The organism is Pseudomonas sp. MWU12-2345, from assembly GCF_023242385.1.
In the GTDB taxonomy this organism is placed as follows: domain Bacteria; phylum Pseudomonadota; class Gammaproteobacteria; order Pseudomonadales; family Pseudomonadaceae; genus Aquipseudomonas; species Aquipseudomonas gingeri_D.
The window spans coordinates 58,991-83,778 of sequence record NZ_JALLJA010000011.1 but is presented as its reverse complement, the minus strand read 5'-3'; the positions used below and the strand labels follow the sequence as shown (position 1 = coordinate 83,778).

General features: G+C 59.2%; 24 protein-coding genes. 21 read left to right on the top strand and 3 right to left on the bottom strand.

Features of this window, described 5'->3' with window-relative positions:
- The 3 genes from recF to dnaA are packed head-to-tail and all read right to left on the bottom strand — an operon-like array spanning position 1 to position 3,802.
- Positions 1–1,104, bottom strand: coding sequence for a DNA replication/repair protein RecF (gene recF / locus M5C71_RS21095; RefSeq protein WP_100939924.1), 1,104 nt, complete (start codon positions 1,102–1,104; stop codon positions 1–3).
- A 35-nt stretch (positions 1,105–1,139) separates the two neighbouring features.
- Entirely contained in the window at positions 1,140–2,243 is a 1,104-nt protein-coding gene (dnaN, locus tag M5C71_RS21090) for a DNA polymerase III subunit beta (RefSeq protein WP_152736577.1), read from the bottom strand.
- A gap of 38 nt (positions 2,244–2,281) precedes the next feature.
- Complete coding sequence (gene dnaA, locus M5C71_RS21085; RefSeq protein ID WP_248768652.1) at positions 2,282–3,802, bottom strand: chromosomal replication initiator protein DnaA; 1,521 nt, start codon at positions 3,800–3,802, stop codon at positions 2,282–2,284.
- A 566-nt stretch (positions 3,803–4,368) separates the two neighbouring features.
- Between dnaA and rpmH the strand changes: the two genes are divergently transcribed.
- The 21 genes from rpmH (at position 4,369) to glmS (ending at position 24,689) form a co-directional block, all read left to right on the top strand.
- Entirely contained in the window at positions 4,369–4,503 is a 135-nt protein-coding gene (gene rpmH, locus M5C71_RS21080; RefSeq protein ID WP_003213577.1) for a 50S ribosomal protein L34, read from the top strand.
- 13 nt (positions 4,504–4,516) lie between these two features.
- Complete coding sequence (gene rnpA / locus M5C71_RS21075; RefSeq protein WP_177104019.1) at positions 4,517–4,924, top strand: ribonuclease P protein component; 408 nt, start codon at positions 4,517–4,519, stop codon at positions 4,922–4,924.
- The gene (gene yidD, locus M5C71_RS21070; protein WP_100939920.1) at positions 4,917–5,162 is read left to right on the top strand and encodes a membrane protein insertion efficiency factor YidD; all 246 of its coding nucleotides are present in this window, start codon (positions 4,917–4,919) and stop codon (positions 5,160–5,162) included. The genes rnpA and yidD overlap by 8 nt, the downstream gene beginning before the upstream one ends.
- Before the next feature lie 2 nt (positions 5,163–5,164).
- Positions 5,165–6,847, top strand: coding sequence for a membrane protein insertase YidC (gene yidC, locus M5C71_RS21065; protein ID WP_103497167.1), 1,683 nt, complete (start codon positions 5,165–5,167; stop codon positions 6,845–6,847).
- Positions 6,848–6,929: 82 nt separating this feature from the next.
- Positions 6,930–8,300, top strand: coding sequence for a tRNA uridine-5-carboxymethylaminomethyl(34) synthesis GTPase MnmE (gene mnmE / locus M5C71_RS21060; protein WP_248768651.1), 1,371 nt, complete (start codon positions 6,930–6,932; stop codon positions 8,298–8,300).
- A gap of 669 nt (positions 8,301–8,969) precedes the next feature.
- A complete protein-coding gene (gene mnmG, locus M5C71_RS21055) occupies positions 8,970–10,862 on the top strand; it encodes a tRNA uridine-5-carboxymethylaminomethyl(34) synthesis enzyme MnmG (RefSeq protein WP_100939917.1) in 1,893 nt (630 codons plus the stop codon).
- Positions 10,859–11,503 carry a 16S rRNA (guanine(527)-N(7))-methyltransferase RsmG gene (gene rsmG / locus M5C71_RS21050; protein WP_103497165.1) on the top strand — a complete coding sequence of 215 codons (645 nt, stop codon included), beginning with the start codon at positions 10,859–10,861 and terminating at the stop codon, positions 11,501–11,503. Before mnmG ends, rsmG begins: the two co-directional genes overlap by 4 nt.
- A gap of 18 nt (positions 11,504–11,521) precedes the next feature.
- A complete protein-coding gene (locus M5C71_RS21045) occupies positions 11,522–12,316 on the top strand; it encodes a ParA family protein (RefSeq protein ID WP_103497164.1) in 795 nt (264 codons plus the stop codon).
- A gap of 9 nt (positions 12,317–12,325) precedes the next feature.
- A complete protein-coding gene (locus M5C71_RS21040; RefSeq protein WP_248768650.1) occupies positions 12,326–13,198 on the top strand; it encodes a ParB/RepB/Spo0J family partition protein in 873 nt (290 codons plus the stop codon).
- A 157-nt stretch (positions 13,199–13,355) separates the two neighbouring features.
- A complete protein-coding gene (locus M5C71_RS21035) occupies positions 13,356–13,763 on the top strand; it encodes a F0F1 ATP synthase subunit I (protein WP_103497162.1) in 408 nt (135 codons plus the stop codon).
- A gap of 16 nt (positions 13,764–13,779) precedes the next feature.
- Positions 13,780–14,652: a F0F1 ATP synthase subunit A gene (atpB, locus tag M5C71_RS21030; RefSeq protein ID WP_103497161.1), complete on the top strand. Its 873-nt coding sequence runs from the start codon at positions 13,780–13,782 to the stop codon at positions 14,650–14,652.
- Between the two features lie 133 nt (positions 14,653–14,785).
- Positions 14,786–15,043 carry a F0F1 ATP synthase subunit C gene (gene atpE, locus M5C71_RS21025; protein WP_002555987.1) on the top strand — a complete coding sequence of 86 codons (258 nt, stop codon included), beginning with the start codon at positions 14,786–14,788 and terminating at the stop codon, positions 15,041–15,043.
- A 58-nt stretch (positions 15,044–15,101) separates the two neighbouring features.
- Entirely contained in the window at positions 15,102–15,572 is a 471-nt protein-coding gene (locus tag M5C71_RS21020) for a F0F1 ATP synthase subunit B (RefSeq protein WP_103497160.1), read from the top strand.
- Between the two features lie 12 nt (positions 15,573–15,584).
- Positions 15,585–16,121: a F0F1 ATP synthase subunit delta gene (locus tag M5C71_RS21015; RefSeq protein ID WP_103497159.1), complete on the top strand. Its 537-nt coding sequence runs from the start codon at positions 15,585–15,587 to the stop codon at positions 16,119–16,121.
- Between the two features lie 21 nt (positions 16,122–16,142).
- A complete protein-coding gene (gene atpA, locus M5C71_RS21010; RefSeq protein WP_100939909.1) occupies positions 16,143–17,687 on the top strand; it encodes a F0F1 ATP synthase subunit alpha in 1,545 nt (514 codons plus the stop codon).
- Positions 17,688–17,737: 50 nt separating this feature from the next.
- The gene (gene atpG / locus M5C71_RS21005; protein WP_152736580.1) at positions 17,738–18,598 is read left to right on the top strand and encodes a F0F1 ATP synthase subunit gamma; all 861 of its coding nucleotides are present in this window, start codon (positions 17,738–17,740) and stop codon (positions 18,596–18,598) included.
- A 27-nt stretch (positions 18,599–18,625) separates the two neighbouring features.
- Complete coding sequence (atpD, locus tag M5C71_RS21000; protein ID WP_100939907.1) at positions 18,626–20,002, top strand: F0F1 ATP synthase subunit beta; 1,377 nt, start codon at positions 18,626–18,628, stop codon at positions 20,000–20,002.
- A gap of 45 nt (positions 20,003–20,047) precedes the next feature.
- Positions 20,048–20,473, top strand: a complete 426-nt coding sequence (locus M5C71_RS20995) for a F0F1 ATP synthase subunit epsilon (RefSeq protein ID WP_040071848.1) — start codon at positions 20,048–20,050, stop codon at positions 20,471–20,473.
- 112 nt (positions 20,474–20,585) lie between these two features.
- The gene (gene glmU, locus M5C71_RS20990; RefSeq protein ID WP_248768649.1) at positions 20,586–21,953 is read left to right on the top strand and encodes a bifunctional UDP-N-acetylglucosamine diphosphorylase/glucosamine-1-phosphate N-acetyltransferase GlmU; all 1,368 of its coding nucleotides are present in this window, start codon (positions 20,586–20,588) and stop codon (positions 21,951–21,953) included.
- Between the two features lie 120 nt (positions 21,954–22,073).
- A complete protein-coding gene (locus M5C71_RS20985; protein ID WP_349294019.1) occupies positions 22,074–22,850 on the top strand; it encodes a DeoR family transcriptional regulator in 777 nt (258 codons plus the stop codon).
- 3 nt (positions 22,851–22,853) lie between these two features.
- Positions 22,854–24,689, top strand: a complete 1,836-nt coding sequence (glmS, locus tag M5C71_RS20980) for a glutamine--fructose-6-phosphate transaminase (isomerizing) (RefSeq protein WP_152736582.1) — start codon at positions 22,854–22,856, stop codon at positions 24,687–24,689.
- Positions 24,690–24,788: the final 99 nt, after the last annotated feature.

Here is a 24,788-nt window from a genome sequence, read left to right as displayed (position 1 = left end):
TCACTCCCGATGGTCGTGGGTCTGGGTGATACAGCCTTGTTCCACGTGGAACAAAGCGACTGGCGTTTCCGTCTGCCAGCCTTCCCTCAATAATTCGTGGTCTACACAGGTGATAAACACCTGGCAGCGTAAGTCTTCCAGCAAGCGACAGAGTGCACGACGGTGTTGCTCGTCCAGCTCGGACGGCAGGTCATCCACCAGATAAATACACTGACCGCGCCGGGCCTGACTGACCAGGTGCCCCTGAGCAATGCGCAAGGCACAGACCACCAGTTTCTGCTGACCCCGGGACAAGATGTCCGCGGCATTGTGTGCCCCCAATCGAAGACGCAAATCAGCTCGCTGTGGTCCGGCTTGGGTATGACCCATTTGCTGGTCCCGGTGCAGGGAAGAGGCGAGCACGGCGCTCAGTTCCTTCTCTTTGTCCCAACCACGGTAATAGCTCAGCGTTAAGCCCTCGAGTTCGACTAGCTCGCTCAAGGTTTGCTCAAAGACTGGTTTCAAGACTTTGATGTAAGCGCGGCGGTACTCATCGATTTCGGCGCTGGCCAGGCACAGTTCCCGGTCCCAGGCCGCTTGCGAAGCGGCGTCAAGTGTACCATGCCGCAGCCATGAGTTCCGCTGCCGCAGGGCCTTCTGCAAGCGCTGCCAGGTCGACATGAAACGAGGTTCCACGTGGAACACACCCCAGTCGAGGAACTGGCGGCGGATCTTCGGGGCCCCTTCAAGCAGGCGGAAGCTGTCCGGGTTGATCAGTTGCAGTGGCAGGATTTCCGCCAGTTGCGCCGCGCTCTTGGCGTTCTGCCCATCGATGCGGATCTGGAATTCGCCCTGGCGGTCCCGTGATATCCCCAACGCGCTGTGCCCGCCCTCGGCCAACTCCACCTGACCGAAGACCGTGCAGGCGAGTTGTTCGTACTGGATCACCGGTAGCAGACGGGTACTGCGAAACGAGCGCGCGAGCCCGAGCAGATGCAGCGCTTCGAGCACGCTGGTTTTTCCGCTGCCGTTGGCGCCGTAAAGGATATTGATACGCGGGGAGGGGGAGAAGGTCACCGGCTGCAGATTACGCACCGCGGTGACCGAAACACGACTGAGGGACATCTAGCGTTGGCTGGACATGGGCAGGCGCGACACCGTTACAGGCGCATCGGCATGACGACGTAGGCGGAGTCGTCGTTGTCCGACTCCTGCACCAGCGCGCTGCTGTTGGAGTCGGACAGGATCAGACGCACCTGCTCGGTGGTCATCACGCCCAGCACGTCCAGCAGGTAGCTGACGTTGAAGCCGATCTCCAGCGAACCGCCGTTGTAGTCGACGCTGATTTCTTCTTCCGCTTCTTCCTGCTCAGGGTTGTTGGCCTGGATCTTCAACTGACCGCTGGCCAGTTGCAGACGGATACCACGGTACTTCTCGTTGGACAGGATCGCGGTACGACTGAAGGCTTCACGCAGTGCCTGGCGATCGCCGAGGACCAGCTTGTCGCCGCCTTTTGGCAGAACACGCTCGTAGTCCGGGAACTTGCCGTCCACCAGTTTGGAGGTGAAGGTGAATTCGCCTGTGGTTGCCCGGATGTGGTGCTGACCGAGAACGATGCTCACGTTGCCTTCCGGCTCGGTCAGCAGGCGGGCCAATTCGAGGATGCCTTTACGCGGCACGATCACCTGGTGGCGATCCGGCTGACCGATATCGGCCTGCATCGAGCACATGGCCAGACGGTGGCCGTCGGTGGCCACGGCACGGATAATACCGGCCGATACTTCCAGCAGCATACCGTTGAGGTAGTAACGCACGTCCTGTTGGGCCATGGCGAAGCTGGTGCGTTCGATCAAGCGACGCAGCTTGCTCTGGGCGAGCTGGCAAGTCAGCGAGCCCGGGCCTTCTTCCACTGTCGGGAAATCGTTCGCCGGCAGGGTGGACAGGGTGAAGCGGCTACGGCCGGCTTTCACCACCAGCTTCTGCTCGTCGACCTTGATGTCGATCAGGGCGTCGTTGGGCAGGCTCTTGCAGATGTCCATCAGCTTGCGCGCCGGTACGGTAATTTCACCCGGTTCCGCTGGCTCTTCGAGTTGGACGCGACCGACCAGCTCGACTTCCAGGTCGGTACCGGTCAGCGACAGTTGCTGGCCTTCGACGACCAGCAACACATTGGAGAGCACCGGCAAGGTCTGGCGGCGCTCGACGACGCCTGCGACCAGTTGCAGGGGTTTCAACAGGGCTTCGCGTTGAATAGTGAAATGCATGGTCTAGTCCCTTGCCTTAATAAGCTGCGCTGGTGTCATCAAGTGGTCAGTGTTCGCAGCAGGTTCTTGTAGTCCTCGCGGATGTCCGCGTCGGATTCCTTAAGTTCGTTGATCTTGCGGCATGCATGCAAGACCGTAGTATGGTCGCGCCCGCCGAAGACATCACCAATTTCAGGCAAGCTGTGGTTGGTGAGTTCCTTGGACAAGGCCATGGCGACCTGGCGTGGACGTGCCACCGAGCGCGAACGGCGCTTGGACAGCAGGTCGGAAATCTTGATCTTGTAGTATTCGGCCACCGTGCGCTGAATGTTATCCACAGACACCAGCTTGTCTTGCAGCGCCAGCAGGTCTTTCAGCGATTCGCGGATCAGCTCGATGGTGATGTCGCGGCCCATGAAGTGCGAGTGAGCGATCACCCGCTTCAGCGCGCCTTCGAGTTCACGGACGTTGGAACGAATACGTTGGGCAATGAAGAACGCCGCGTCGTGGGGCAGTTCGACTTTCGCCTGGTCGGCCTTCTTCATCAGGATCGCGACCCGGGTTTCCAGCTCCGGCGGCTCGACCGCCACGGTCAGGCCCCAGCCGAAACGCGACTTCAGGCGCTCTTCCAGGCCTTCGATCTCTTTCGGATAACGGTCGCTGGTCAGGATCACCTGCTGACCGCCTTCAAGCAAGGCGTTGAAGGTGTGGAAAAACTCTTCCTGGGACCGTTCCTTGCGGGCGAAGAATTGAATGTCGTCGATCAGCAAGGCATCCACCGAACGGTAGAAGCGCTTGAACTCGTTGATGGCGTTGAGCTGCAAAGCCTTGACCATGTCCGCGACGAAACGCTCCGAATGCAGGTAGACCACCTTGGCATTCGGGTTCTTCTTTAATAGGTGGTTACCCACGGCGTGCATCAAGTGGGTCTTACCCAGGCCGACGCCGCCATAAAGGAAGAGCGGGTTGTAGCCATGCTTGGGGTTATCCGCCACCTGCCAGGCCGCGGCCCGGGCCAATTGGTTGGACTTACCCTCGACGAAGTTCTCAAAGGTAAAGGTGCGGTTCAGGTAGCTGGTGTGCTTGAGCGCGCCTTCTACCTGGACGGTGCGCTGTTCGGCACGCACCGGGGCTTGTTGCGAACTGGCGCCGGCCATCGGATCGAAGCTGTCGCGGGACGGTTCCTGGCTGACCTCGACCGCCGCCTTCGGGGTCGGTGCCGGCTGCGCGGTCGGCGTGGCAGTCACCACAACGGGCGCCGGAGCACTGGCGGCCATGGCCTGGGAAGCCGCGGCGGCCAACGGGGCATTGGGCGCGGCACGCGGAGCGGAACTGCGCTTGCTGCCTATTAATAAGGAAAGCGCGGGCGCCAGGCCGTTGCCATGCTCGTTCAACAGTTCGAGCAAACGTCCCAGGTACTTTTCATTGACCCAGTCGAGCACAAAACGGTTCGGTGCATAGACACGCAACTCGTCGCCTTCGGCTTCGACCTGTAGTGGACGGATCCAGGTGTTGAATTGCTGGGCAGGCAGCTCATCACGCAGAAGCTCCACGCACTGCTGCCAAAGTTCCACTGACACGGATATCCCCTAAGTTGAAAGCCGGTGAGGCAAAAACAAGCGGCCATTGTACCGGCAGGCCGAGCACTTATCCACATGTAGGTTGCAGGGACAACCTGAAGAATCAACCGCTTATCGGTGGACAAAGCGACCAATGGTATGTGCATAAGCTCTGTGGATAACCGCCCCTGAGGGCGTTGCACAAGTGGGGGCGAAAGTCTGTGGGTAACTGGCCTGTGGATAACATGGCATTCCACCCACAGCTTATCCGACAGCGCGGCACAGGCGGAGCACTGCTTACCCACCCAGTTGTCATCCTCTGTACAGTAGGTGTTTCATGGCCTCAAGGTACTTATCCACAGATAATGGCTGCCTAAGCTTCTATAAGCTTTACAGAAAAGCTTTAAATAATTCCCTTCTTTATTCTTATATCTAGGTCATGGTGGGTACCAGGCAGATCGGGCCGAATATCTATATGAAGTAAAAGCTGGTTGGAAATTGACCTGCGGGCTTGCTTTCTCTAGAATCCCCGGTCTCTTAAAACGGGGGCCATTCCGGCCCGTTGTGACGAACCAGGTAGCAACGCCATGAAACGTACTTTCCAACCCAGCACTATCAAACGCGCCCGCACCCACGGCTTCCGTGCTCGCATGGCCACCAAAAACGGTCGTGCCGTCTTGTCGCGTCGCCGCGCCAAAGGCCGTGCTCGTCTGGCAGTTTGATAATCCGGCGCGGGTGGTGAGTCAGGACTTCAGTCGGGAAAAGCGTCTGCTTACTCCTCGGCATTTCAAGGCAGTCTTTGACTCCCCCACCGGCAAGGTTCCGGGGAAAAATCTCCTGCTCCTTGCGCGCAACAACGATCTGGATCATCCCCGTCTGGGGCTGGTTATCGGAAAAAAGAGCGTCAAGCTCTCCGTTGAGCGCAATCGCCTGAAACGTCTGATGCGCGAGTCGTTCCGACTGCACCAGGATTCACTGGTCGGCTGGGACATAGTTATCGTCGCGCGCAAAGGTCTGGGCGATATCGAAAACCCTGAATTGATCCAGCATTTCGGCAAACTCTGGAAACGCTTGGCCCGTACGGCGCCAGCGGCACCTGTAGTCAAAACCGAAACTGTGGGGGTAGACAGCCCAGATGCGTAAACTGGCCCTCGTTCCGATCCAGTTTTATCGCTATGCCATCAGTCCCTTGATGGCCAATCACTGTCGTTTCTACCCCAGTTGTTCTTGCTACGCGTATGAAGCCATCGAAACTCATGGACTCCTGCGCGGTGGCTGGCTGACCGTTCGTCGCTTAGGTCGCTGTCATCCGTGGAATGCCGGTGGTTATGACCCGGTTCCACCAATCCCTACCTCCCGTTCTTCTTCGATGGCCGAGTAATCATGGATATCAAACGCACGATCCTGATCGTCGCCCTGGCAATCGTGACCTATGTCGGGGTCCTCAAATGGAACCAGGACTACGGTCAAGCTGCCCTGCCGACCCAGAATGTCGCTTCCAGCACCACCGTTCCCGGCTTGCCGGATTCGGTATCTGGCAACAAAACAAGCGCCAGTGATGACATTCCACGTGCAGCCAATGACACCAGTGCACCTGTTGAAGCACCGGTGGCTGCCAGCAACGACCTCATCCATATCAAAACGGATGTGCTCGACCTGGCTATCGATCCAAAAGGTGGGGATGTTGCCCAGCTGAAGCTGCCGCTTTATCCACGTCGTCAGGACCATCCGGAAATTCCTTTCCAGTTGTTCGACAACGGTGGCGAGCGTACCTACCTGGCACAGAGCGGCCTGATTGGCGCCAACGGCCCGGATGCAAGTTCGGCCGGTCGCCCGCTGTACGCTTCGGCACAGAAAAGTTATCAACTGGCTGACGGTCAGGACCAACTGTCCGTCGACCTGAAATTCAGCGAGAACGGTGTCAATTACATCAAGCGTTTCACCCTGAAACGCGGCCTGTATGACGTAACCGTGTCTTATCTGATCGACAACGAAAGCGCCCAGCCCTGGTCGGGTGCGATGTTCGCCCAGCTGAAACGTGACAACAGCGCCGATCCATCCTCCAGCACTGCCACCGGTACCGCGACTTACCTGGGCGCCGCCCTGTGGACAAGTTCCGAGCCGTACAAAAAAGTGTCGATGAAAGATATCGACAAGGGCCAGTTGAAGGAAACCGTTCAAGGTGGTTGGGTTGCCTGGCTGCAACACTACTTCGTGACTGCCTGGATTCCAGCCAAGGGCGACAGCAATGTCGTGACTACCCGCAAGGATAGCCAGGGCAACTACATCATTGGCTACACCGGTCCTTCGTTGACCCTGGCCCCAGGCCAGAAAACCGAAACCAGCGCCATTCTGTACGCCGGCCCGAAAAGCCAGGCCGTGCTGAAACAGTTGTCCCCAGGTCTGGAATTGACGGTCGACTACGGCATCCTGTGGTTTATCGCCCAACCGATCTTCTGGTTGCTGCAACATATCCACAGCCTGCTGGGTAACTGGGGCTTCTCGATCATTGTCCTGACCATGCTGATCAAGGGTCTGTTCTTCCCATTGTCGGCGGCCAGCTACAAATCGATGGCGCGCATGCGTGCCGTGGCACCGAAACTGGCGGCACTGAAAGAGCAACATGGCGACGACCGGCAGAAAATGTCGCAAGCCATGATGGAGCTGTACAAGAAAGAGAAGATCAATCCACTGGGCGGCTGCTTGCCGATCCTGGTGCAGATGCCGGTTTTCCTCTCCCTGTACTGGGTGTTGCTGGAAAGCGTTGAAATGCGCCAGGCACCGTTCATCCTGTGGATTACCGACCTGTCGATCAAGGATCCGTTCTTCATCCTGCCGATCATCATGGGCGCAACCATGTTTATCCAGCAGCGTCTGAATCCGACTCCGCCGGATCCGATGCAGGCCAAGGTGATGAAGCTGATGCCGATCATCTTCACCTTCTTCTTCCTGTGGTTCCCTGCAGGTCTGGTGCTGTACTGGGTTGTGAACAACTGCCTGTCCATCACCCAACAGTGGTACATCACACGTAAGATCGAAGCGGCTACCAAGAAAGCCACTGCGTAACCTACTCTGTGGATAACCACTCAAAACGCCCCCTAGTGGGGCGTTTTGCTATCTGTCATTTCTTAGTGTCGAGACCTGCGTCATGAGCATTCCTCGGGAAACCATCGCTGCCGTTGCCACTGCCCAGGGCCGTGGCGGGGTCGGTATTGTCCGAATTTCCGGGCCTTTGGCGCACACCGCGGCGCTGTCCATCGCCGGCCGCGAGTTGAAACCGCGCTACGCCCACTACGGTCCGTTTCTGGATGGAAGCGGTGATGTGCTCGATGAGGGCATCGCGCTGTATTTCCCGGGTCCGAACTCCTTTACCGGTGAAGATGTGCTCGAGCTGCAGGGCCACGGTGGTCCGGTGGTCCTGGATATGCTGCTGCAACGTTGCCTGCAGCTGGGCTGCCGGTTGGCCCGGCCAGGTGAATTCAGCGAGCGGGCCTTTCTCAATGACAAACTCGACCTGGCCCAGGCGGAGGCGATTGCCGATCTGATCGAGGCCAGTTCCGCACAGGCAGCCCGCAATGCCCTGCGTTCATTGCAAGGTGCGTTTTCCATGCGTGTGCATAACCTCACCGAACAACTGATCGGCCTGCGGATCTATGTGGAAGCGGCCATCGACTTTCCCGAGGAGGAGATCGACTTCCTCGCCGACGGTCATGTGCTGGCCTTGCTCGATGCGGTGCGCAACGAGTTATCCACAGTGATGCGTGAAGCCGGGCAGGGTGCCTTGTTGCGCGACGGCATGACGGTGGTGATTGCCGGCCGGCCGAATGCCGGCAAGTCCAGCCTGCTCAATGCCCTGGCCGGACGCGAGGCGGCGATCGTCACCGAGATTGCCGGCACCACCCGCGATGTCCTGCGTGAACATATCCACATCGACGGCATGCCCCTGCACGTGGTGGATACCGCCGGTTTGCGGGATACCGACGACCAGGTGGAAAAAATTGGCGTGGAACGTGCGCTCAAGGCCATTGGCGAGGCCGATCGGGTGTTGCTGGTGGTAGATGCAACGGCGCCGGAGGCTGTGGATCCTTTTGCCTTGTGGCCGGAATTCCTCGAACAGCGGCCTGATCCGGCCAAGGTGACCCTGATTCGTAACAAGGCTGACCTGAGTGGCGAAGCCATGGCGATGGAAGTCAGCGAAGATGGCCATGTCACCATCAGCCTGAGCGCCAAGGTCGGTGGCGAGGGGCTGGAGCTGTTGCGCGAGCACCTCAAGGCCTGCATGGGTTATGAACAGACCTCCGAAAGCAGCTTCAGCGCCCGCCGCCGCCATCTGGAAGCCCTGCGGCATGCCAGTGCGGCCCTGGAGCACGGTCACGCACAGTTGACCTTGGCGGGTGCCGGCGAGCTGTTGGCGGAGGATCTGCGTCATGCTCAGCAGTTCCTCGGCGAGATTACTGGCGCATTCAGCTCGGATGACCTGTTGGGGCGGATCTTTTCCAGCTTCTGCATCGGTAAATAGTCTTACCTGCAGCAACCGTATCCCTTGTAGGAGCAGGGCTTGCCCGCGAAAGCGTTCCCGAGATCGCTAAAAGCTTCGCTGGCAAGCCATGCTCCTACAGGTTTCGTTGTGTTCCCAAGATCGAATGCCGCTACGTCAGGTATTGCGGCGCCCTAAGATCGATCTCGCTCCTACATTTCTTTGCCGGCCGGATGATTCCAGATCGTTCCGGCGGCTTTCGGCTGCCTGGGATTTACCCCATCAGACGTTTTTTCTGTGGATTAAGCCCTGTGAATAACCCTGCCTCAGCTCGGTTGATAACAAGGCCTGAAAACTGAGGATGAACCCGTCTGTGGATAACCACCGGTTTAATCCACAGGCTCAGGCCGGTTATCCCAAACCCTCGTGGCCAGATGACCACAGACTTTTGAATCTCTGTACACATTGATAAATAAGGCCTGTAGCACCTTATCCACAGAAAGGGTGTCCACTAAGAATAAACATAAAAACAAAGATCTTATAAATTTCTTTCTTTTTAATTTCTATTATCCGCCAGTCATCCACAGCTGGTTAAATTTTGTGCAAAGGGTTCTTTAGGAGGGGGGAAGTCCCTATACTTGACGACCTGGCTCAAAAAAGTGGGCCGACCCTATTCCTAATTACCTACTTGAAGCAGGCACGAGGTGCGTGGTGGATTTCCCTTCCCGTTTTGAAGTGATCGTCATCGGCGGCGGTCATGCCGGTACCGAGGCAGCACTGGCGTCCGCACGCATGGGGGCAAAAACCCTGCTGCTGACGCATAACGTGGAAACCCTCGGTGCCATGAGCTGCAACCCCGCGATCGGCGGGATCGGCAAAAGCCATCTGGTCAAGGAAATCGATGCCCTCGGCGGCGCGATGGCCATCGCCACCGATAAGGGCGGCATCCAGTTTCGTGTCTTGAACAGCCGTAAAGGCCCAGCCGTGCGCGCTACCCGCGCCCAGGCCGACCGCGTTCTGTACAAAGCGGCTGTACGCGAGATCCTGGAAAACCAGCCGAACCTGTGGATATTTCAACAGGCCGCTGACGACCTGATCGTCGAGCAGGACCAGGTTCGTGGTGTTGTCACCCAGATGGGACTGCGTTTCTTCGCCGAATCCGTGGTCCTGACCACCGGCACCTTCCTCGGTGGACTTATCCACATCGGAATGCAGAACTATTCCGGCGGCCGTGCCGGTGATCCACCGTCGATTGCCCTGGCCCAGCGTCTGCGGGAGTTGCCACTGCGTGTCGGCCGCCTGAAAACCGGTACACCACCGCGTATCGACGGCCGTTCTGTGGATTTCTCGGTGATGTCCGAACAACCTGGGGATACACCGATCCCGGTGATGTCGTTCATGGGCTCGAAAGAGCAGCACCCACGGCAGGTCAGTTGCTGGATTACCCACACCAACGCCCGCACCCACGAAATCATTGCTGCGAACCTCGATCGTTCGCCGATGTATTCCGGGGTGATCGAAGGCATCGGTCCGCGTTATTGCCCGTCCATCGAAGACAAGATCCATCGCTTTGCCGACAAGGAAAGCCATCAGGTCTTTATCGAACCCGAAGGCCTGACCACCCATGAGCTGTACCCGAACGGGATATCCACATCCCTGCCGTTCGACGTGCAGTTGCAGATCGTCCAATCGATCCGCGGCATGGAAAACGCCCATATCGTGCGTCCCGGTTATGCCATCGAATACGACTACTTCGATCCCCGTGACCTGAAGTACAGCCTGGAAACCAAGGTGATCGGCGGTCTGTTCTTCGCCGGGCAGATCAACGGCACCACCGGTTACGAAGAAGCCGGCGCCCAAGGTTTGCTCGCTGGGGCCAACGCCGCACTACGCGCCCAGGGCAAGGACAGCTGGTGCCCGCGTCGCGACGAGGCGTACATCGGAGTGTTGGTCGACGACCTGATTACACTGGGTACCCAGGAACCGTATCGGATGTTTACCTCCCGCGCCGAATACCGGCTGATCCTGCGCGAAGACAACGCCGACCTGCGCCTGACCGAGAAAGGTCGCGAGCTGGGTCTGGTCGACGACGTGCGTTGGGCCGCTTTCTGCAAGAAACGCGAAAGCATCGAGCTGGAAGAACAGCGCCTGAAAAGCACCTGGGTCCGCCCGGGCACCGAGCAGGGCGATGCCATTGCCGAGAAGTTCGGCACGCCGCTGACCCACGAATACAATTTGCTGAACCTGCTGAGCCGTCCGGAAATCGACTACGCTGGTCTGGTCGCCGTGACCGGGCAGGGCGCCGAGGATCCGCAAGTCGCCGAGCAGGTCGAGATCAAGACCAAATACGCCGGTTATATCGATCGCCAGCAGGACGAAATCGCTCGTCTGCGCGCCAGTGAAGACACCAAGCTGCCTGTGGATATCGAGTACACCGGTATTTCCGGGCTGTCCAAGGAGATCCAGAGCAAGCTCAGCGCAACCCGTCCGGAGACCCTGGGCCAGGCTTCGCGAATCCCCGGTGTGACGCCGGCGGCGATTTCCCTGTTGATGATTCACCTGAAAAAACGCGGCGCCGGCCGTCAGTTGGAGCAAAGCGCTTGAGTTCGTTGGTTACTTCGCAACACGCAGAAGAGTTATCCACAGGTGCCCGCCAGCTCGGCATCGAGTTGAGTGAAACCCAGCACGCCTTGCTGCTGGGTTATCTGGCCCTGTTGATCAAATGGAACCAGGCCTACAACCTCACCGCCGTTCGCGATCCTGACGAAATGGTCTCGCGCCATCTGCTCGACAGCCTGAGCGTGATGTCCTTCGTCGAAAACGGCCGCTGGCTCGATGTCGGCAGCGGCGGCGGGATGCCGGGGATACCCCTGGCGATCCTGTTTCCCGATTCACAAGTGACCTGCCTGGACAGCAACGGCAAGAAAACCCGTTTCCTGACCCAGGTCAAACTCGAACTCAAACTGGATAACCTGCAAGTTATCCACAGCCGGGTCGAAGCCTTCCAGCCGCCGCAGCCGTTCAACGGGATCATTTCCCGGGCCTTCAGCAGCATGGAGAACTTCACCGGCTGGACTCGCCACCTCGGCGACGCTGATACACGCTGGTTGGCAATGAAGGGCGTCCATCCCGCCGATGAGCTGGTAGCATTGCCGGCAGACTTCCACCTCGATAGCGAACACGCCTTGGCCGTACCCGGTTGCCAAGGCCAACGCCATCTGCTGATACTGCGCCGCACGGCATGATTGGGAACACAAGCAAGAATGGCTAAGGTATTCGCGATAGCGAACCAGAAAGGTGGCGTGGGCAAGACCACCACCTGCATCAACCTCGCAGCATCCCTGGTCGCCACCAAGCGTCGGGTGCTGCTGATCGACCTCGATCCACAGGGCAACGCCACCATGGGTAGCGGTGTGGATAAGCACGGCCTGGAAAACTCCATCTACGATGTGCTGATTGGCGAATGCGACCTGGCCCAGGCCATGCACTTCTCCGAGCACGGCGGTTATCAACTGCTGCCGGCCAACCGCGACCTGACGGCGGCCGAAGTGGTGCTGCTGGAAATGCAGATGAAGGAAAGCCGTCTGCGCAACGCCCTGGCGCCGATTCGCGAGAATTACGACTTCATCCTCATCGACTGCCCGCCGTCGCTGTCGATGCTGACCCTCAATGCGCTGGTGGCCGCCGATGGGGTAATTATCCCCATGCAGTGCGAATACTTTGCCCTGGAAGGACTCAGCGACCTTGTGGATAACATCAAGCGCATCGCCGAGTTGCTCAATCCGGAGCTGAAAGTCGAAGGCTTGCTGCGGACCATGTACGACCCGCGTCTGAGTTTGATGAACGACGTTTCCGCACAGCTCAAGGAACATTTCGGTGATCAGCTGTACGACACCGTGATCCCGCGCAACATCCGTCTGGCCGAAGCTCCCAGCTACGGCATGCCAGCGCTGGCATACGACAAACAATCCCGTGGCGCCGTGGCCTACCTGGCCCTGGCGGGCGAGATGGTTCGTCGTCAACGCCGCCCTTCACGCACCGCAGCTCCGGCAACTTAAGGAATCCCCATGGCCGTCAAGAAACGAGGTCTCGGACGTGGACTGGATGCACTGCTGAGTGGTCCGACTATCAGTTCGCTGGAAGAACAGGCCGTCCAGGCCGATCAACGGGAGTTGCAGCACCTGCCGCTGGACCTGATCCAGCGCGGCAAGTACCAGCCGCGCCGCGACATGGACCCCCAGGCACTGGAAGAACTGGCGCAGTCGATCAAGGCCCAGGGCGTGATGCAGCCGATCGTGGTACGCCCCGTCGGCGGCGGTCGCTTTGAAATCATTGCCGGCGAACGCCGCTGGCGCGCCAGCCAGCAGGCCGGGCAGGAAACTATTCCGGCCATGGTCCGCGATGTGCCGGACGAAACCGCCATCGCCATGGCGCTGATCGAGAACATCCAGCGCGAAGACCTCAACCCGATCGAGGAAGCCGTGGCCCTGCAGCGCTTGCAGCAGGAATTCCAGCTGACCCAGCAACAGGTTGCCGAAGCCGTGGGCAAGTCCCGCGTAACCGTGGCCAACTTGCTGCGCCTGATCGCGTTGCCGGAAGTGATCAAGACCATGTTGTCCCACGGCGACCTGGAAATGGGTCATGCCCGGGCCTTGCTCGGTTTGCCGGATGACCGGCAGGTCGAAGGGGCGCGACATGTTGTCGCACGGGGGCTCACGGTGCGCCAAACCGAGGCACTGGTTCGCCAGTGGCTGAGCGGCAAACAGGAGCCTGTCGAGCCCGCCAAGGTCGACCCGGACATCAGTCGCCTGGAACAGCGCCTGGCAGAGCGGCTGGGCTCTTCGGTGCAGATTCGCCACGGCCAGAAAGGAAAAGGCCAATTGGTGATTCGCTATAACTCCCTGGATGAACTACAAGGGGTACTCGCCCATATCCGCTAAATCTGCTGAAACATTTCCTCATGTAGCGAGCAGTCGGAAATCACTACCCGACAGTTGAATAGGGGCTGAACCGCCCCTATACTCTGCGCGCATTTTGTCGGCACAATTTATGCCAAGTTATTGATGGTTGGCAGCCGACCCTTGAGGAGCGTGAGTGATGGAAACCCGCAGGCCAAACAGGTTGCCGTTCCATCGCTTGGCGGTATTTCCGGTTTTGTTGGCCCAGTTTGTCGTTTTGCTGGTGGCCGCTGTGGCGCTTTGGCAATGGCGCGGTGTCGTTGCCGGATACTCAGGACTCTGCGGAGGCCTGATAGCCTTGCTCCCCAATGTGTATTTTGCTCACAGGGCCTTTCGGTTTTCCGGCGCCCGAGCAGCCCAGTCCATCGTCCGGTCTTTTTATGCCGGCGAGGCGGGTAAATTGATTTTGACGGCAGTGCTGTTTGCACTGACGTTCGCAGGTGTGAAGCCATTGGCGCCGATAGCAGTCTTCGGTGTCTTCGTGCTGACCCAGTCGGTCAGCTGGTTCGCACCCGTGCTAATGAAAACAAGACTTTCGAGACCTTAGGGCGTTTGAGGCAACCATGTCAGCAGAAACAACCGCTTCGGGCTATATCCAGCACCACCTGCAGAACCTGACCTTCGGTCAGCTCCCTACTGGCGGCTGGGGCTTTGCCCATTCCGCAGCAGAGGCCAAGGCCATGGGCTTCTGGGCATTCCACCTGGATACTCTGGGCTGGTCTGTCGCACTGGGCCTGATCTTCATCCTTCTTTTCCGCATGGCGGCGAAGAAAGCCACCTCTGGTCAACCCGGCGCCCTGCAGAACTTCGTCGAAGTCCTGGTCGAGTTCGTCGACGGCAGCGTGAAGGACAGCTTCCACGGCCGTAGCCCGGTGATTGCACCGCTGGCCCTGACCATCTTCGTCTGGGTGTTCCTGATGAACGCCGTCGACCTGATCCCGGTCGACTGGATTCCACACCTGGCGATGCTGATCACCGGTGACGAGCACATCCCGTTCCGCGCCGTGTCGACCACCGACCCGAACGCGACCCTGGGCATGGCCTTCTCGGTCTTCGCACTGATCATTTTCTACAGCATCAAGATCAAGGGCCTCGGCGGTTTCATCGGCGAACTGACCCTGCACCCGTTCGGCAGCAAGAACATCTTCGTTCAAGCCCTGCTGATCCCGGTGAACTTCCTGCTGGAATTCGTCACCCTGATCGCCAAGCCGATCTCCCTGGCCCTGCGACTGTTCGGCAACATGTATGCCGGCGAGCTGGTGTTCATCCTGATCGCCGTGATGTTCGGCAGCGGCCTGCTCTGGCTCAGCGGCCTGGGCGTGGTGCTGCAATGGGCGTGGGCAGTGTTCCACATCCTGATCATCACCCTGCAGGCGTTCATCTTCATGATGCTGACCATCGTCTACCTGTCGATGGCACACGAAGAAAACCATTAAGAGCCGTCTCGGCGGCTCTGATGTCCCCGGCGCCTCGGCGCGGGGTGGCCCCGCAAGGGGCCGCGAAACGATTTGTTTTACCGCTTTAAATTAAAAAAACCTAAACCATACGACGTAAAAGTCGGGAGGAAAGATGGAAACTGTAGTTGGTCTAACCGCTATCGCTGTTGCACTGTTGATCGGCCTGGGCGCACTGGGTACCGCAATTGGTTTCGGCCTGCTGGGCGGCAAGTTCCTGGAAGGCGCCGCGCGTCAGCCAGAAATGGTCCCAATGCTGCAAGTCAAAATGTTCATCGTTGCCGGTCTGCTCGACGCCGTGACCATGATCGGTGTCGGTATTGCTCTGTTCTTCACCTTCGCGAACCCCTTCGTCGGTCAACTCGCTGGCTGATCACTCGGATGTTTCGAGTTGATTGGTGTGATGGACAACGAACGAGCGAGGTGTTGGCGTGAACATTAATGCGACCCTGATTGGCCAGTCCGTTGCGTTCCTCATTTTTGTACTGTTTTGCATGAAGTTCGTGTGGCCTCCGGTCATTGCGGCACTGCACGAACGTCAGAAGAAGATCGCGGATGGACTGGACGCTGCCAGCCGAGCAGCTCGCGACCTGGAGTTGGCCCAAGAGAAAGCGGGTCATCAACTGCGCGATGCGAAAGCTCAGGCAGCCGAAATCATTGAGCAAGCCAAGAAACGCGGTAACCAGATCGTCGACGAGGCCCGTGAACAGGCTCGCGTCGAAGCTGACCGTGTGAAGGCTCAGGCTCAGGCCGAGATCGAACAGGAACTCAACAGTGTCAAAGACGCGCTGCGCACCCAATTGGGTAGCCTGGTCGTCGAAGGTGCTGGGAAGATTCTGGGCCAGACAATCGATCAAAACGCGCACGCAGAGCTGGTTAAACAACTGGCTACTGAAATCTAAGCGAGGGCGATCATGGCAGAACTGACCACGTTGGCCCGACCTTACGCTAAGGCGGCCTTCGAGCACGCTCAGGCCCACCAGCAACTGGCCAATTGGTCAGCCATGCTCGGCCTGGCAGCAGCGGTGTCGGAAGACGACACCATGCAGCGCGTGCTCAAGGCCCCGCGACTGACGAGCGCAGAAAAGGCCACCACGTTCATTGACGTGTGTGGCGACAAGTTCGATGTCAAGGCACAGAATTTCATCCATGTCGTTGCTGAAAACGACCGTCTCCTGCTGTTGCCGGAGATCGCCGCTCTGTTCGACCTGTACAAGGCCGAACAAGAGAAATCGGTAGACGTGGAAGTCACCAGTGCTTTTGCATTGAACCAAGAACAGCAAGACAAACTCGCCAAGGTTCTCAGTGCACGACTCAATCGGGAAGTGCGCCTGCAAGTTGCGGAGGACGCCGCCCTGATTGGTGGCGTCGTGATCCGCGCCGGCGACCTGGTTATCGATGGCTCGGTTCGCGGCAAACTCGCGAACCTGGCCGAAGCATTGAAATCTTGAGTTTGAAGGGGCAGCAGAGCAATGCAGCAACTCAATCCTTCCGAAATAAGTGAAATTATCAAGGGCCGCATCGACAAGCTCGATGTGACCTCCCAAGCCCGTAACGAAGGCACTGTCGTCAGCGTGTCTGACGGTATCGTGCGGATTCACGGTCTGGCCGACGTCATGTACGGCGAGATGATCGAGTTTCCGGGCGGCGTCTACGGTATGGCCCTCAACCTCGAGCAAGACTCCGTAGGTGCCGTGGTACTGGGCGCTTACACCAGTCTGGCTGAAGGCATGAGCGCCAAGTGCACCGGCCGCATCCTCGAAGTTCCGGTCGGTAAGGAACTGCTGGGTCGCGTTGTCGACGCACTGGGTAACCCAGTTGATGGCAAAGGTCCGCTGAACAACACCGAGACCGACGCGGTCGAGAAAGTTGCTCCAGGCGTGATCTGGCGTAAGTCGGTAGACCAGCCTGTACAGACTGGCTACAAGGCTGTCGATGCCATGATCCCGGTCGGCCGTGGCCAGCGCGAGCTGATCATCGGTGACCGTCAGATCGGTAAAACCGCTCTGGCGATCGACGCGATCATCAACCAGAAAGACAGCGGCATTTTCTGCGTCTACGTGGCTATCGGTCAGAAACAATCGACCATCGCCAACGTGGTTCGCAAGCTGGAAGAAAACGGCGCCCTGGCCAACACGATCATCGTGGCGGCCAGTGCTTCGGAATCTCCTGCGCTGCAGTTCCTGGCACCGTACTCCGGTTGCACCATGGGCGAATACTTCCGCGACCGCGGTGAAGACGCGCTGATCGTTTATGACGATCTGTCCAAGCAAGCAGTGGCCTACCGCCAGATTTCCCTGCTGCTGCGCCGTCCACCAGGCCGTGAAGCCTACCCAGGCGACGTGTTCTATCTCCACTCCCGTCTGCTGGAGCGCGCATCCCGCGTTTCGGAAGAGTACGTAGAGAAGTTCACCAAGGGCGCAGTGACTGGCAAGACCGGTTCCCTGACCGCGCTGCCGATCATCGAAACCCAGGCTGGCGACGTTTCCGCGTTCGTTCCGACCAACGTGATTTCCATCACCGACGGTCAGATCTTCCTGGAATCGGCCATGTTCAACTCCGGGATCCGTCCTGCTGTGAACGCCGGTGTTTCGGTATCCCGCGTAGGTGGCGCCGCTCAGACCAAGATCATCAAGAAGCTGTCCGGTGGTATCCGTACCGCCCTGGCTCAGTACCGTGAACTGGCGGCATTCGCCCAGTTCGCTTCTGACCTGGACGAAGCGACCCGCAAGCAACTTGAACACGGTCAGCGCGTTACCGAGCTGATGAAGCAGAAGCAATACGCGCCAATGTCGATTGCCGACATGTCGCTGTCGCTGTATGCCGCTGAGCGTGGGTTCCTGACTGACGTCGAAATCGCCAAGGTCGGTAGCTTCGAACAAGCGCTGATTGCTTACTTCAACCGCGATCATGCCGACTTGTTGGCCAAGATCAACGTGAAGGGTGACTTCAATGACGAGATCGACGCTGGCCTGAAGGCTGGTATCGAGAAGTTCAAGGCCACCCAAACCTGGTAAGCCGCAGCGGGAGCCGCAAGGCTCCCGCTTGCTAACCTGATAGGTGTTACATGGCAGGCGCAAAAGAGATTCGCAGTAAGATTGCGAGCATCAAAAGCACGCAAAAGATTACCAGCGCCATGGAAAAAGTGGCGGTCAGCAAAATGCGCAAGGCACAAATGCGCATGGCTGCTAGCCGTCCTTATGCGGAGCGTATCCGCCAGGTAATTGGGCATCTGGCCAACGCCAACCCGGAATACCGCCACCCGTTCATGGTCGACCGCGCCGTCAAGCGCGTCGGCTATGTCGTGGTGAGCAGTGACCGTGGTCTGTGCGGCGGCTTGAACACCAACCTGTTCAAGGCCCTGGTCAAGGACATGGCGGTAAACCGCGAAAACGGCGTCGAGATTGATCTGTGTGTGGTCGGTAGCAAGGGTGCGGCATTCTTCCGCAACTTCGGCGGTAACGTCGTCGCCGCTATCAGCCACCTGGGTGAAGAGCCGTCGATCAACGATCTGATCGGCAGCGTCAAGGTGATGCTGGATGCCTACCTGGACGGCCGTATTGACCGCCTGTCCGTGGTGTCCAACAAGTTCATCAACACCATGACCCAGCAGCCTACAGTGGAGCAGTTGATTCCTCTGGTGGCGACCCCGGATCAAGAACTCAAGCACCACTGGGACTATCTCTACGAACCGGACGCCAAAGAGCTGCTTGACGGCCTGATGGTGCGTTACGTGGAGTCGCAGGTCTACCAGGCGGTGGTCGAGAACAACGCGGCTGAACAAGCGGCGCGGATGATCGCGATGAAGAACGCTACCGACAACGCCGGTGATTTGATCAGCGATTTGCAGCTGATCTACAACAAGGCGCGTCAGGCTGCGATCACCCAAGAGATCTCGGAAATCGTCGGCGGCGCTGCCGCGGTTTAACGGTTCAAATATTCAGAGGATCCAGCTATGAGTAGCGGACGTATCGTTCAAATCATCGGCGCCGTTATCGACGTGGAATTTCCACGCGACAGCGTACCGAGCATCTACAACGCGCTGAAAGTACAAGGCGCGGAAACCACCCTGGAAGTCCAGCAGCAGCTGGGCGACGGCGTGGTGCGTACCATTGCGATGGGTTCCACCGAAGGCTTGAAGCGCGGTCTGGACGTTGTCGACTCTGGCGCTGCCATCTCCGTACCGGTCGGTAAAGCGACCCTGGGCCGGATCATGGACGTCCTCGGCAACCCGATCGACGAAGCTGGCCCGATCGATACCGAAGAGCGCTGGGGCATTCACCGTCCTGCGCCTTCCTTCGCGGAACAAGCAGGCGGCAACGACCTGCTGGAAACCGGCATCAAGGTTATCGACCTGGTTTGCCCGTTCGCCAAGGGCGGTAAAGTCGGTCTGTTCGGTGGTGCCGGTGTCGGCAAGACCGTAAACATGATGGAACTGATCCGTAACATCGCCATCGAGCACAGCGGTTATTCCGTGTTCGCCGGTGTGGGTGAGCGTACCCGTGAGGGTAACGACTTCTACCACGAGATGAAGGACTCCAACGTTCTGGACAAAGTGGCACTGGTTTACGGTCAGATGAACGAGCCGCCGGGCAACCGTCTGCGCGTCGCCCTGACCGGCCTGACCATGGCCGAGAAGTTCCGTGACGAAGGTAACGACGTTCTGCTGTTCGTCGACAACATCTACCGTTACACCCTGGCCGGTACCGAAGTATCCGCACTGCTGGGCCGTATGCCTTCGGCAGTAGGTTACCAGCCGACCCTGGCTGAAGAGATGGGCGTGCTGCAAGAGCGCATCACTTCGACCAAGAACGGTTCGATTACCTCGATCCAGGCCGTCTACGTTCCCGCGGATGACTTGACCGACCCGTCGCCGGCGACCACCTTCGCCCACTTGGACGCCACCGTCGTACTGTCCCGTGACATCGCCTCCCTGGGTATCTACCCAGCGGTCGATCCTCTGGACTCGACTTCGCGCCAGCTGGACCCGAACGTGATCGGCAACGAGCACTACGAAACCGCTCGCGGCGTTCAGTACGTGCTGCAGCGTTACAAAGAGCTGAAGGACATCATCGCGATCCTGGGTATGGACGAGCTGTCGGAGACCGACAAGCAGTTGGTATCCCGCGCTCGTAAGATCCAGCGCTTCCTGTCGCAGCCGTTCTTCGTGGCTGAAGTCTTCACCGGTGCCTCGGGTAAATACGTTTCCCTGAAAGACACCATTGCTGGCTTCAAAGGCATCCTCAACGGTGACTACGACCACCTGCCAGAACAAGCGTTCTACATGGTTGGCGGCATCGAAGAAGCGATCGAGAAAGCCAAGAAACTGTAATCCCGGCGCCTGGCAACGGGCGCTAATTTAGGTTGAGGCAATCAGATGGCTATGACAGTCCATTGCGATATCGTCAGTGCGGAAGGGGAGATCTTCTCCGGCCTGGTCGAGATGGTGATTGCGCACGGTGCACTGGGTGATCTTGGTATCGCCTTGGGTCACGCGCCGCTGATCACTAATCTGAAACCGGGTCCGATCCGCCTGATCAAGCAAGGCGGGGAAGCCGAGGTGTTCTACATCTCCGGTGGTTTCCTCGAGGTTCAGCCGAACATGGTCAAGGTGCTTGCCGATACCGTGCAACGCGCTGCCGACCTGGATGAAGCCTCCGCTCAGGAAGCCGTCAAGGCTGCCGAGAAGGCCCTGCATGAACGTGGCGCGGAGTTCGATTACGGTTCCGCCGCCGCACGTCTGGCCGAGGCGTCAGCTCAGCTGCGCACCGTCCAGCAGATCCGCAAGAAGTTCGGCGGTTAAGCCAGGGCTTGTTGTGTGATTGATTAAAAAGGGTAGCCTCGGCTACCCTTTTTTCTTTTCCGCGTTTATCACGTGGTCACAGTCGCTGACCACCCAGGATTGGTAGCCAGTCATGTCTCTCGAAATCGTTATCCTTGCCGCGGGTCAGGGCACCCGTATGCGCTCTTCGCTGCCTAAAGTGCTGCACCCGGTCGCGGGCAATTCGATGTTGGGACATGTTATCCACAGCGCCCGACAACTTGATCCACAGCGTATCCATGTGGTGATCGGCCATGGTGCCGACCTGGTGCGCGAGCGCCTGGCCGCCGATGACCTGAATTTTGTCCTCCAGGACCAGCAGCTCGGCACCGGCCATGCCGTGGCCCAGGCGGTGCCGTTTATCAGCGCCGACACTGTGCTGATCCTCTACGGCGACGTGCCCTTGATCGAAGTCGAGACCTTGCGCCGTCTGCTGGAACAGGCCGGTCCCGAGCAGCTTGGGCTGTTGACGGTCGAGCTGGACAACCCGACCGGTTATGGCCGGATCGTGCGCGATGCCGCCGGCAAGGTCGCCGCCATCGTCGAGCAGAAGGACGCCAGCGCGGCGGAACTGGCCATCACCGAGGGCAACACCGGGATTCTCGCGGTGCCGGCCAAGCGCCTGGGTGAGTGGATGAGCCGCCTGTCGAACAACAATGCCCAGGGCGAGTACTACCTGACCGATGTGATTGCCATGGCGGTGGGTGATGGCCTGGCAGTCGCCACCGAGCAACCCCAGGATGCGATGGAAGTGCAGGGCGCCAACGACCGCCAGCAGTTGGCCGAGTTGGAACGTAACTACCAGCTGCGCGCGGGTCGGCAGCTGATGGCCCAGGGCGTGACCCTGCGCGATCCGGCGCGCTTCGATGTGCGCGGCGAGGTGACGGTCGGGCGTGATGTGCTGATCGATATCAACGTGATTCTCGAAGGGCGGGTGGTGATCGAGGACGACGTGGTTATCGGCCCGAACTGCGTGATCAGGAACAGCACCCTGCGCAAGGGCGTGACCATCAAGGCCAACAGCCATATCGACGGTGCGATCATGGGCGAGGGCAGCGATGCCGGTCCGTTCGCGCGCCTGCGTCCGGGGAGCGTGCTCGACGCCCGGGCCCATGTGGGTAACTTTGTCGAACTGAAAAATGCGCACCTGGGTGAAGACGCCAAGTGCGGGCATCTGACCTACCTCGGCGATGCCGAAGTTGGTGCGCGGACCAATATCGGCGCCGGCACCATCACCTGTAACTATGACGGGGTCAACAAGCACAAGACGGTATTGGGCGAGGACGTCTTCATTGGTTCCAACAACTCGTTGGTGGCGCCTGTGGATATCTCTTCCGGCGCGAGTACGGCGGCGGGGTCGACCATCAACCAGAATGTCGGTGAAGGGCAGTTGGGCGTGGCCCGTGCCCGCCAGCGCAATATCGATGGCTGGAAGCGTCCGGTGAAGATCAACAAGCCCTGAGTTATCCACAGCGCCGGCGCAGGTTGATTTACCCACAGGCAATGATCATTTCACTTGACTAAGTTTCGATTCGAAGGTCTTATTGCCCATGTTATCTTTCGAATCGAAACTTAAGTGACCATATCGAAACGCAACACTCCTCAACGTCGCCACAATATCCTGGCCATGCTCAATGACCAGGGCGAAGTCAGTGTGGATGAATTGGCCAAGCGCTTCGAAACCTCCGAGGTGACGATTCGCAAGGACCTCGCGGCCCTGGAAAGCCACGGCCTGTTGATGCGCCGCTATGGCGGTGCAATCACCATTCCCCACGAACTGTTCAGCGACCCGGCCCAGGCGATTTCCCGCTACAAGCAGGCAATTGCCCGAACTGCCGTGGGACGTATCCGTGAGCACGCGCGTATCATTATCGACAGCGGCAGCACCACCGCCGCGATGCTCCCGCAGCTGGGCCAGCAGCCTGGCCTGGTAGTGATGACCAATTCCCTGCATGTCGCCCGTGCCCTCAGTGAACTGGAGCACGAGCCGGTGCTGCTGATGACCGGCGGCACCTGGGACCCGCATTCCGAGTCTTTCCAGGGCCAGGTCGCCGAGCGCGTCCTGCGCTCCTACGACTTCGACCAACTGTTCATCGGCGCCGACGGCATCGATCTGGAGCGTGGCACCACCACCTTCCATGAACTGCTGGGGTTGAGCCGGGTGATGGCGGAAGTCGCCCGGGAAGTGGTGGTGATGGTCGAGTCCGACAAGATCGGCCGCAAGATTCCCAACCTGGAGCTGCCCTGGAGCAGTATCCATACCCTTATTACCGATGATCGTTTGCCCAAAGAGGTACGCGAACAGATTCAGGCCCGTGGCATCACTGTCATTTGCGCGGTTGCCAGCCAGGAGAAATAGAGCATGTGTGGAATTGTCGGTGCAGTTGCTGAACGTAATATCACGGCCATCCTGGTCGAAGGCCTGAAGCGTCTGGAATACCGCGGCTACGACAGCGCCGGTGTCGCCGTTTTCAGCCATAACGGCACGCTGGAGCGCACCCGTCGCACCGGTAAGGTCAGCGAGTTGGAGCAGGCCCTGGCCGGCGCTCCCCTGGCCGGTCGCCTGGGGATTGCCCACACCCGCTGGGCAACCCATGGCGCGCCGTGCGAACACAATGCCCACCCGCATTTCTCCGGCTCCGATATTGCCGTGGTACACAACGGCATCATCGAGAACCACGAAGCCTTGCGTGAACAGCTCAAGGGTCTGGGTTACGTCTTTACCTCGGAAACCGACACCGAAGTCATCGCCCACCTGCTGAACCACAAGTTCAAGGACCTGGGAGACCTGACCAAGGCCCTGAAAGCCACGGTCAAGGAACTGCATGGTGCCTACGGCCTGGCGGTGATCAACGCGCAGCAACCGGATCGCCTGCTGGCCGCCCGCAGTGGCAGCCCATTGGTGATCGGCCTGGGCCTGGGGGAAAACTTCCTCGCCTCCGACCAGTTGGCGTTGCGTCAGGTCACTGATCGTTTCATGTACCTGGAAGAGGGCGATATCGCCGAGATCCACCGCGACAGCGTGCAGATCTGGGACATTGATGGTCGTCAGGTCGAGCGCGAAGCCGTGCAGTACCGCGATGGCGCGGAAGCGGCCGAGAAGGGCGCGTTCCGCCACTTCATGCTCAAGGAAATCCACGAACAACCGACCGTGGTCCAGCGCACCCTGGAAAACCGTCTCGGCCCGAACCAGGTCCTGGTACAGGCGTTCGGCCCCCAGGCGGCGGAGTTGTTCGCCAAAGTGCGCAATGTGCAGATCGTTGCCTGCGGCACCAGCTATCACGCCGGCATGGTTGCGCGGTACTGGCTCGAAGGTCTGGCGGGTATCCCGTGCCAGGTCGAAGTTGCCAGTGAGTTCCGCTACCGCAAGGTGGTGGTGCAGCCGGACACCTTGTTCGTCGCCATCTCCCAGTCCGGTGAAACCGCCGACACCCTGGCGGCCCTGCGCAATGCCAAGGAGCTGGGCTTCCTCGGCAGCCTGGCGATCTGCAACGTCAGCATCAGCTCGCTGGTGCGCGAATCGGACCTGACCCTGTTGACCCAGGCCGGTCGTGAAATCGGCGTGGCCTCGACCAAGGCCTTCACCACCCAACTGGTGAGCCTGCTGCTGCTGACCATGGCCCTGGGCCAGGTCCGCGGCACCTTGGCACCGGCTGTCGAAGCCGAACTGGTGGAAGAGCTGCGTCGCCTGCCGACTCGCCTGGGCGAGACCCTGGCCATGGACACCAAGGTCGAGAAAATCGCCGAGCTGTTCGCCGACAAGCACCACACCCTGTTTCTCGGCCGTGGCGCACAGTACCCGGTGGCGATGGAAGGTTCGCTCAAGCTCAAGGAAATCTCCTATATCCACGCCGAAGCCTATCCGGCGGGTGAGCTGAAGCACGGGCCGTTGGCCCTGGTGGACAACGACATGCCGATCGTGACCGTGGCGCCGAACAACGAATTGTTGGAGAAGCTCAAATCCAACCTGCAGGAAGTGCGCGCCCGCGGTGGTCAACTGATCGTCTTCGCCGACGAACACGCCGGGATGGTCAATGGTGAAGGCACTCATGTCATCACCATGCCGCATATCCACGACACCCTGGCGCCGATCCTCTACACCATCCCGCTGCAGCTGCTGTCGTACTACGTGGCGGTGCTCAAGGGCACGGACGTCGACCAGCCGCGTAACCTGGCGAAGTCGGTGACGGTGGAGTAAGGCTGCGGGTTTGGCTGTTCTGTATAAAGCCGCCGATCAAGGCGGCTTTTTTTCCCCGCGATTTATCACCGCGTCGTTCTCGTTGAAGTGCGCGGCCTT